The organism is Xenorhabdus anantnagensis, from assembly GCF_028598555.1.
Taxonomy (GTDB): domain Bacteria; phylum Pseudomonadota; class Gammaproteobacteria; order Enterobacterales; family Enterobacteriaceae; genus Xenorhabdus; species Xenorhabdus anantnagensis.
In genome coordinates this window covers 186,338-196,010 of the sequence record NZ_JAQRFN010000005.1, presented here as the reverse complement: position 1 = coordinate 196,010, position 9,673 = coordinate 186,338, and the positions used below count along the sequence as shown (strand labels likewise).

Genomic DNA, 9,673 nt, shown 5'->3' with positions numbered 1-9,673 from the left:
GACAAGGAGCTGTCCGCTGACATTCAACTGACCGCGGCGGATGTTGATACCTACGATAAAGCAGAAATCGATGAGCGTATCAGCAAAGTGGACAAGCTGGCCGAATCCGCCAACAGCAACGCCACCATAGCTATTCAGGAAGCCAACAGCAAAGTCCCATTAACCCGCAAGGTCAATGACAAGGAGCTGACCGCCGATATTCAACTGACAGCGGCAGATATCGATACCTACAATAAAGTGGAGATCAATGAGCGTATCAGCAAAGTGGACAAGCTGGCCGAATCCGCCAACAGCAACGCCACCATAGCCATTCAGGAAGCCAACAGCAAAGTTCCCCTGACCCGTAAGGTCAATGACAAAGAGCTGTCCGCCGATATTCAGCTGACCGCGGCGGATGTCGATACCTACAATAAAGTGGAGATCGATGAGCGTATCGGCAAAGTGGATAAGCTGGCGGACACCGCCAACAGCAACGCCACGACGGCCATTCAAGACGCGAACAGCAAAGTTCCCCTGACCCGCAAGGTCAATGACAAGGAGCTGACCGCCGATATTCAGCTGACGGCAGCGGATGTCGATACCTACGATAAAGTAGAAATCGATGACCTTATCAATGGCGTCAAAACACAAGTCGATAATGTTCAACAACTGGCTAATATTGCCAGTAATAACGCCACCACGGCCATTCAGGAGGCCAACAGCAGAGTACCATTAACCCGCAAGGTCAATGGCAAAGAGTTGGCAGCAGATATTCAACTGACGGCGGCGGATATTGGTGCCTACAATAAAGAGGAAACTGACGGCCAGATCAAGGACGTTAGGACTCTGGCTGAGCACGCCGATAAGAACGCTGATCAGGCCATTCAAGACGCGAATGGCAAAGTCCCATTAACCCGCAGGGTCAATGACAAAGAGCTGTCCGTAGATATTCGACTGACCGCGGCGGATGTTGATACCTACGATAAAGTGGAGATTGATGAGCGTATCGACAAAGTGGACAAGCTGGCCGAAACCGCCAATAGCAACGCCAATTCAGCTATTCAGGAGGCCAACAGCAAAGTCCCATCAACCCGCAAGGTCAATGACAAAGAGCTGTCCGTAGATATTCAACTGACGGCGGCAGATGTTGATACCTACGATAAAGCAGAAATCGATAACCGTATCAGCAAAGTGGATAAACTGGCAGAAACCGCCAATCACAACGCCACCACGGCCATTCAGGATGCTAACAGCAGAGTACCATCAACGCGTAAGGTGAATGGTAAAGAGCTGGTAGCAGATATTACATTAACTGCTAATGATGTAGATACCTATGACAGGGCACATATCGACATCCTTATTGATGAAGCTAGAGATCAGGCAAACGCAGCCAATAACAATGCGGACAGCAAGGTTCCATTAACCCGTACCATAAATGGCAAGGCTCTGTTATCCGATATTAAATTGACCGCATCTGATATAAATGCTTATACCAAAGGAGAGGTAGATCTTCACGTTGGAAAAGTTAACGATCTGGCAAATGAGGCTAACAACAACGCGGATAGCCGAGTACCACTCACGCGCACTGTAAATGGCAAGGCCCTATTAACCGATATTAGACTTACTGCCTCTGATGTAGGAGCTTATGGCAAAGTAGAAGTTGATACTCGCGTTGGCAAAGCTGAGAAATTAGCGAATGATGCTAATGTCAATGCGATAGCAGCTAAAGCTGACGCTGAAAACCGACTGGAGAAAAGTAAGAATGGGGCGGATATCCTAGATAAACCGGCCTTTGTGAGGAATTTAGGCTTAGGTGATCTGGTTGGATTAGGTATTGAGTCACACCGAAGCATGGACGAGCACACCATCATCAAGATCGGTGAGATATTCATGATCAACGGGCTTGCCGTTGCCAGTGAACCAATTGGTGAACTTAACCAATCTGTGATCGGTGGAGTGACTTACTATACTCACTTCTACAAAATCAAACTGCCTACGGCTTTGCCAAATGGCATTATTTCATGTCAGGCAAGTATTGTGGGGGATGCTTTTGATCACCAACGCCCCGGTTATCTGGCTGATGTCAAAATACAGAGAGATAATTCAAATGGAATCGGATTGTCTAAGGATACATTGACAATATCCGTCACGACTCCTCAAACGGGTTGGGTTCCAAATTTTTATTATCAGGTTGTAGGGTATTAGCAGAAACAGTAAGTTCAGCACTAGTTCATTATTTTAGAATGGAACAGCATTGTAAAATGGAATAGTTTCTCTAAAACCCCAATAAATCAGGTGATCGCCTCGGCGATCACCTGAGACCGCTGATAAACCCAATCGTACTCACCTCTTGTGCCAATACTCCTGCAACCATCAGCAAATAAGGTGAGTTGATCATCTCAATGAGCGTGAAGCTATTTTAACTACCACAGAAAATTTTCTCTCTCCACATGGCTGACCCTACTTTTTATTCAGTAGATCCTCTAGCTTCTTAAGATCTTTATTATCGCTGTTATTTTCGAGCCAATCTCTGATAGATTTTTTGGCCTTCTGCTGTAATTCATCACGTAACATGGATTCCACATTCAACTTATATTGCAGGTTATTCCAGTCACCATAAACCCGCAGCGGGATTTTTAATTGCACCAAGCGACGGACAAATTCGTTCTGTTTGCCCCACCCATTGGTCAATTGCACCCATAATGAAACATCGGTGTTCTGTTTCAGTAAATTGGCTTTTCCCTGCCCTTTAATATTGAACATGCTTGAAGTTGCTGCAAGTTCACTAATTTTAACCTCACCGCGATCCAATTGTGCTTTCACTAACATACTAGTAGCTTCAGTAAAGTTACCCGTATTCGAGGGTTGGCTAACTTGATCTGTTGCCCGTGCAAAAGATTGTTGAATAAGCTGAGGAATATTCAACCCTTCCAGACGCGCGTTTTTCAGGTCGATATTCAAACCACCTTGCCAATAATGAGAAATGGCATATTCGTCATAACCTTCCCCCAGAAGATCACCGTCTACATTAAGCTGACCCTTGAATATCAATGGTAATGCCAGTGCATTTAACAAAGGTTGTATCTCAATCTTCTGCAAGCGCGGCTTTGTGTGCAGTTTTGCAGGAACAACCGTAGCATCAATCAATGTCGGTAGCGCAAAATATCCACCAAACACGTTGCCACTTAATTTAGTGATTTCCGCCACGCCACGGTTATTGGCTGCTTTCAGAGCAAAATTATCAATAGCCATCCTCTGATAAATGAATTTATCCGCCGTGAACGAGATATCACTATCAAACCCTTGCAAAAATGTAAGATCATAGTTGGATAATGCCGAGACTGATGTCGCAATTACCGGTTTTAATGAATTATTTTCAACCCGATAATCATGTTTTTCCTGTGGCGTCTTTTTCGATAAAGCCTCCCACCCCAGCACATTATCCAGATTGAACTTTGGCGAGTACAGGTTGATGGAATATTGCGGCTTATCTTTCAGGATGGCAGTAATATTCCCCTTAAGCTCATCTCCATCATTCAGCGTCAATGCCATTTTTTGCAGCGAAATTGATTCAGGTGAAGCCTGATATTTCACTATGGCACTCCCCTTCCCTTGGGTACCCGTAGACGGAAACCCAATTCCCTGTAATTGGTATTCAAAGGAATCAATGTCAGCCGTTAGCTGCTGCGGGTAATCAGAAATATCTACTGATGAATGGAGTTCAAATGACAGTTCTTGCTGGTTTTTATTGATTTTACTGCGGAGGCTAAGATCAACGTGATCCTGATCACTTCGTTCCAACAATAAATTGATATCACGGACATTTATTTGGGAATTTTCATTGGATTGCCAGATCAATAAGCTATCCGCTACCCTGATTCTGGCAATATCCAATTTCCAAGCCTGAGTTCCCGCAATGATTGGATAGTGGGTATCGCTTTCTGGTGCAATTGGGGCCTCAAGCTGTTTTTTCGGTTGGCTATCTGGAGTGAGCCGCAAGACAGCCGCTTTCAGCATCACCTCTTTAACTGAAAGTTGATGAGACAACAGTGGCAGTAACTCCACATCCAAACGCATATTTTCTGCCACAATAGCCGGTACTTTAGCATTCTCGGCAGTTAAAGAGATCTCACCAGTCAGAATGCTCAATTTTGGCCAAACGTGCCAACGTAAGTCATCCCGGAACACGAGCTGGTAACCACTCTTCTTTTGTACCTGTTTAACTATGTAGCCACGAAAATCGTTTGGATTAACCAACATAACCAGTGCAGTTAAGCCAGTCACAATGACTACCAACAAAATAACGAGTGTCGTCAACAATCTTTTCATGACTTCCCCAGCCTCATGTCCACAAGAAGACTATTTTCACCAGAAGGCTATTTCCACCAGAAGGCTATTTTCACCAAAAAACCAGTTTCATCAGAAAGCTTTACCAGAAAAGGTTAATCCTCACTGATGCGGCTACCTACGGCTCCCTGCTGATTTTTATATTTAGCATCCTGACGTCGGTTATAAGGCCGTTCAGCTGAACCTGAAAGCGGTTCAAAGCTCAATGCGCCGATAACCATACCAGGACGTAAAGCCAAAGGCAGTTTGCCTGAATTATAGAATTCCAGAACAATTTGCCCCTGCCAACCCGGATCAATACGATGTGCAGTCACATGAACCATCAGGCCAAGACGCGCCAGAGATGAGCGTCCATCCAACCACCCCACTAAATTATCAGGTAGTGTGACAGATTCCAGCGTTACCGCCAAAGCCAATTCACCAGGATGGAGGAAAAATGCTTCTCCCGCCGGCAAAGTAATTTCATCGCTCATGACACGGTCAAGTGCCGCATTGACTTCAGCCTTAGGGCCACTCAAATCAATATAAGCAGCAGTATGACCACGAAAAACGCGAAACTGATTCCCAAGGCACACATCAGCAGTTGCCCCATTAATACGTTCAACAGGGGGACGTGGGGTAATTACCAACTTTCCTTCATCTAGCCATTTAATAATGTCACGGTCACAGAGTCGCATTATTTCCTCTCAAATACGATGATACTTATGAATGCCTGAATAACAGATTATTCGTAAAATTGGCCAATCTTAGCTTTTAAGATATCAATGGCCACGCGATTTTTCCCACCACGAGGAACAATAATATCGGCATATTGTTTTGATGGCTCGATAAATTGCAGGAACATTGGACGTACGGTTTTTTTATACTGTTCTATAACGGAATCCAATGAGCGTCCGCGTTCATTCACATCACGCTTAATGCGGCGCATCAAACAGATATCCAGTGGTGTATCGACAAAAATGGAGAAATCCAGTTCTTGACGCAAACGCTTATCCGTTAATAGTAGAATACCTTCAAGAATAATGACTCTTTTCGGTTTAAAATGAATGGATTCAGGTTTGCGGGTGTGCTCGACGTAGTCATATTGCGGCAGTTTGATGGAATTTCCGGCTTTCAATGCCTGAAGATGCTCAAACAGTAAACTGTGATCCATTGAGCTTGGATGATCATAATTAACTTTATAACGCTCTTCTATCGGGGTATTGGTTTGATCTTTATAATAGCAATCTTCTGGAATAACACCGATATTGTGATCACCAACCTGAGCCCGTAATTCTCTATAAATCGTGTTGGCGATAAGGCTTTTGCCTGAGGCAGAGGCACCTGAAATACCTACGATTGTACACTTATGTGCTTCATCAGCCATAGTAGAAATAACCTGGTTAAAAAAGAAAAAAATAAAGTGGGAACATAGTATTCGCTAATACCATGTTTGGCGGATTATAGGGAGTTAATGACTTCTATTCCAGAGTAAACAAGATAAGTCTCGTTTTTTTCGATACGATTCGCATAAAAATCCCGCAACTTTATGCTTTAAATGGAGGATACTCTATCAGTAATTTTCAAATACGAGTACCAAAGCTATACCTAAAAGCGCTCTCAGAACTATTCTTAAAAGCTCCAAAACTATTCTTAAAAGCCCCAAAACTATTTTTTAAAAGTATTCTTAAAACTGTAAGGAACTTGATCCCTTATCCTACTGATGCGCTCTTACGCCCTGAAGCTATACATAAGTTTCTTTAAGGTGGGCAAAATACATTTTGAAACGGTGAACGCCAAGGTACTGCCACAAGACAAAACACCAGAAGATATTTAATTAAATTAAATAATATTTAAATCAATCTAAGAAAACGCCGTCCCGCAAAAATCATTAACCAAAACGGCGTTTATCGTATATTAGTTACACAGGTGATTAAATGACTACTCAAATCAAACTGCGCGGAAGGAAATTTCAGTTGGGATTTTTTCACCCTGCCAATACATCTTCGCAGAAATATTGTCAGCAATTTCACGATAAATATCTGCAAATTCACTGTCTGGTTGACTGCTCACCGTTGGTTCACCACGATCGAGATCTTCACGCAATGAGATATGCAACGGGATCTGCCCCAATAATTGACAATCATATTTTTCTGCCAGCTTTTCTGCCCCACCCGTACCGAAAATCGGTTCATGATGACCGCAGTTACTGCAAATATGGGTGCTCATGTTCTCAATAATGCCCAACACTGGCACATTGACCTTCTGGAACATGACGATGCCTTTCATCGCGTCGATCAAGGCAATATCCTGCGGCGTAGTAATAACCAACGCACCTGTCACCGGAATATTCTGGGACAGCGTTAACTGAATGTCCCCTGTTCCCGGTGGCATATCAATCACCAGATAATCCAGATCCGGCCACAGTGTATCTTGCAGCATCTGCATCAAGGCTTTGCTTGCCATCGGGCCACGCCAGACCATCGCGTTATCATCAGTAACAAGATAGCCGATGGAGTTGGTTGCTATGCTGTGTACCATAATTGGTGCCATATGCTGACCATCAGGGGAAGTCGGACGCTCTTTCGCTGTACCAAGCATGTTGGGGATAGATGGGCCATAGATATCCGCATCCAGAATACCCACTTTAGCCCCTTCCTGTGCCAACGCCAGCGCCAGATTCACCGCTGTACTGGATTTCCCCACTCCGCCTTTTCCTGAACTGACTGCTACAATATTGCGCACGCCATTGACGCCCGGCAAATTATTGGCCCGGCGCAATGTGCTGATATTGAGGGTTAATCGCCATTCAACGGATTTTGCTCCCGTCGCGGATTGCAGAGGTTGGGTTATTTCTTTCTTCAATACTTCAAAAGCGCGTTTCCAGACAAAAGGCATGATTAATTCAATATGCAGTATCCCATCCAGTATGGTGCAGTGATGCAATGCTTTCAGGGCAATCAAATCTCGCTCTAATGTCGGATGTTTGAAAGTTGCCAATATTTTCGCAACATGTTCTTTCAGCAGGTCAGGATTGGTCTGCTCGGGGGATTGTAAGTTCATCCCGGCTCCTTTTGATTTATCTTTTTCAACCTAAAACTGTTCAGCCATCATAACAGAAGCTCACGACTTCGGATAAGGCAACGTAAAAGTGATGAAGATCTCGCGTTACCCTAGCGACAACGCTTCTTATCAGGTAACATCAAAAACCCTTTTAATTTTATGGAAGTCAGATCCTAACTATGTCTCAAGTCGCGAACAAATTATTGGTGACCTGTGCGTTACCTTATGCTAACGGTCCAATTCATCTCGGTCATATTCTGGAACACATTCAGGCTGATATTTGGGTTCGTTATCATCGAATGCGCGGCAAAGAGGTTCACTTTGTCTGTGCCGACGATGCCCACGGTACACCAATCATGCTGAAAGCCCAACAGATTGGGATCTCACCAGAAGAGATGATTGCCAAGGTGAACTTAGAGCATCAGCAGGATTTTGCCGGTTTTGCCATTAGCTACGATAATTACCACTCTACGCATAGCGAAGAGAACAGAGCACTTGCCTCCAAAATTTATCTGGAACTGAAAAAGAACGGTTACATTAAAAACCGGACAATTTCTCAATTGTATGATCCAGAAAAAGGAATGTTCCTACCAGACCGTTTTGTCAAAGGTGCCTGTCCGAAATGTAAGGCAGAAGATCAGTATGGCGATAACTGTGAAGTCTGTGGAACGACCTATTCCCCAACAGAACTGATCAACCCTCGCTCCGTTGTCTCTGGTGCAACACCACAAATGCGTGATACAGAGCATTTTTTCTTCGATCTTCCTGTTTTCAGCGATATGCTGCAAAAATGGACTCGTTCCGGCACCTTGCAGGAACAAGTGGCAAATAAAATGCAGGAATGGTTCGAATCTGGTCTGCAACAGTGGGATATCACCCGTGATTCGCCTTATTTTGGCTTTGAAATCCCAGATCAAGCGGGTAAATATTTCTATGTCTGGCTGGATGCCCCAATTGGTTATATGGGTTCATTCCAAAATCTGTGTGATAAACGTGATGACCTGAATTTCGATGAGTTCTGGGCGAAAGATTCCAAAGCGGATCTCTACCATTTCATTGGCAAAGACATCGTTTATTTCCACAGCCTGTTCTGGCCGGCCATGTTGGAAGGTAGCGACTACCGTAAGCCAACTAACTTGTTTGTCCACGGTTACATCACAGTTAACGGCACGAAGATGTCCAAGTCCCGTGGAACCTTCATCAAGGCTGATACCTATCTGAAACACCTTGATGCAGATTGCCTGCGTTATTACTACGCGGCGAAGCTCTCTTCCCGTATTGATGATATCGATCTGAATCTGGAAGATTTTGTTCAGCGAGTAAACAGCGATATCGTTAACAAGGTGGTTAACCTTGCTTCACGCAATGCGGGCTTCATCAATAAACGCTTCGGGGGCAAACTGGCAGACCAGCTCGCTGATCCTGCGCTGTACCAGAAGTTTGTCGATGCAGCACAAGTTATTGCGGAAGACTTTACCAACCGTGAATTCGGCAAGGCAATCCGTGAAATTATGGCACTGGCCGATCTTGCCAACCGCTATGTTGATGAGCAAGCACCGTGGGTTGTGGCGAAACAAGAAGGCCGCGACGCTGATCTGCAAGCTATCTGCTCAATGGGCATTAACCTGTTCCGCGTACTGATGACTTACCTGAAACCCGTGCTTCCAGGCCTGACTGCGCGTGCAGAAGCTTTCCTGAATACTGAACTGACTTGGGATGGAATCCAACAACCTCTGTTGAACCATGATGTTTCACCATTCAAGGCACTGTTCAATCGTATTGAGATGGCTAAAGTTGAAGCAATGGTCGCTGACTCAAAAGAGAGCATCGAACCACAAAAAACCGTGACAGGCCCATTAGCCGATGAGCCGATTCAGGACACTATCGCATTTGATGACTTTGCCAAGGTTGACCTGCGAATCGCATTGATCAAACAGGCTGATTTTGTCGAAGGTTCAGATAAGCTGTTGAAGCTGACTCTTGATCTCGGTGGTGAAACTCGCCAAGTTTTCTCCGGTATTCGTTCAGCCTATCCTGATCCAAAAGCGCTGGAAAATCGTCTGACAGTAATGGTTGCCAACCTCGCACCACGCAAAATGCGTTTCGGTATTTCAGAAGGCATGGTAATGGCAGCAGGCCCGGGTGGAAAAGATATTTTCCTGTTAAGCCCAGACAGCGGTGCTCAACCGGGTATGCAGGTTAAATAATAATTGTATTTCTTGAAAAGATATTAATATTATCAACCAGATAATAAAGCGGGCTCAAAAAAAGCCCGCTTTTTAATGTGATGTATGGCACATTTACA

Annotated in this window: 5 protein-coding genes and 1 pseudogene; 2 read left to right on the top strand and 4 right to left on the bottom strand. The window is 44.5% G+C overall.

Annotated elements, in window-relative coordinates:
• A pseudogene (locus tag PSI14_RS06235) lies at positions 1-2,184 on the top strand (hypothetical protein); the annotation flags it as partial.
• 255 nt (positions 2,185-2,439) lie between these two features.
• Here PSI14_RS06235 and asmA read toward each other — a convergent pair.
• The 4 genes from asmA to apbC all read right to left on the bottom strand — a co-directional run bounded on the left by asmA (position 2,440) and on the right by apbC (position 7,368).
• A complete protein-coding gene (asmA, locus tag PSI14_RS06230) occupies positions 2,440-4,308 on the bottom strand; it encodes an outer membrane assembly protein AsmA (protein WP_273575045.1) in 1,869 nt (622 codons plus the stop codon).
• A 113-nt stretch (positions 4,309-4,421) separates the two neighbouring features.
• A complete protein-coding gene (gene dcd / locus PSI14_RS06225) occupies positions 4,422-5,003 on the bottom strand; it encodes a dCTP deaminase (protein WP_273575044.1) in 582 nt (193 codons plus the stop codon).
• A 47-nt stretch (positions 5,004-5,050) separates the two neighbouring features.
• The gene (gene udk / locus PSI14_RS06220) at positions 5,051-5,692 is read right to left on the bottom strand and encodes a uridine kinase (RefSeq protein WP_273575043.1); all 642 of its coding nucleotides are present in this window, start codon (positions 5,690-5,692) and stop codon (positions 5,051-5,053) included.
• A gap of 563 nt (positions 5,693-6,255) precedes the next feature.
• Entirely contained in the window at positions 6,256-7,368 is a 1,113-nt protein-coding gene (apbC, locus tag PSI14_RS06215) for an iron-sulfur cluster carrier protein ApbC (protein ID WP_273575041.1), read from the bottom strand.
• A 179-nt stretch (positions 7,369-7,547) separates the two neighbouring features.
• Between apbC and metG the strand changes: the two genes are divergently transcribed.
• Positions 7,548-9,575 carry a methionine--tRNA ligase gene (gene metG, locus PSI14_RS06210; RefSeq protein WP_273575040.1) on the top strand — a complete coding sequence of 676 codons (2,028 nt, stop codon included), beginning with the start codon at positions 7,548-7,550 and terminating at the stop codon, positions 9,573-9,575.
• Positions 9,576-9,673: the final 98 nt, after the last annotated feature.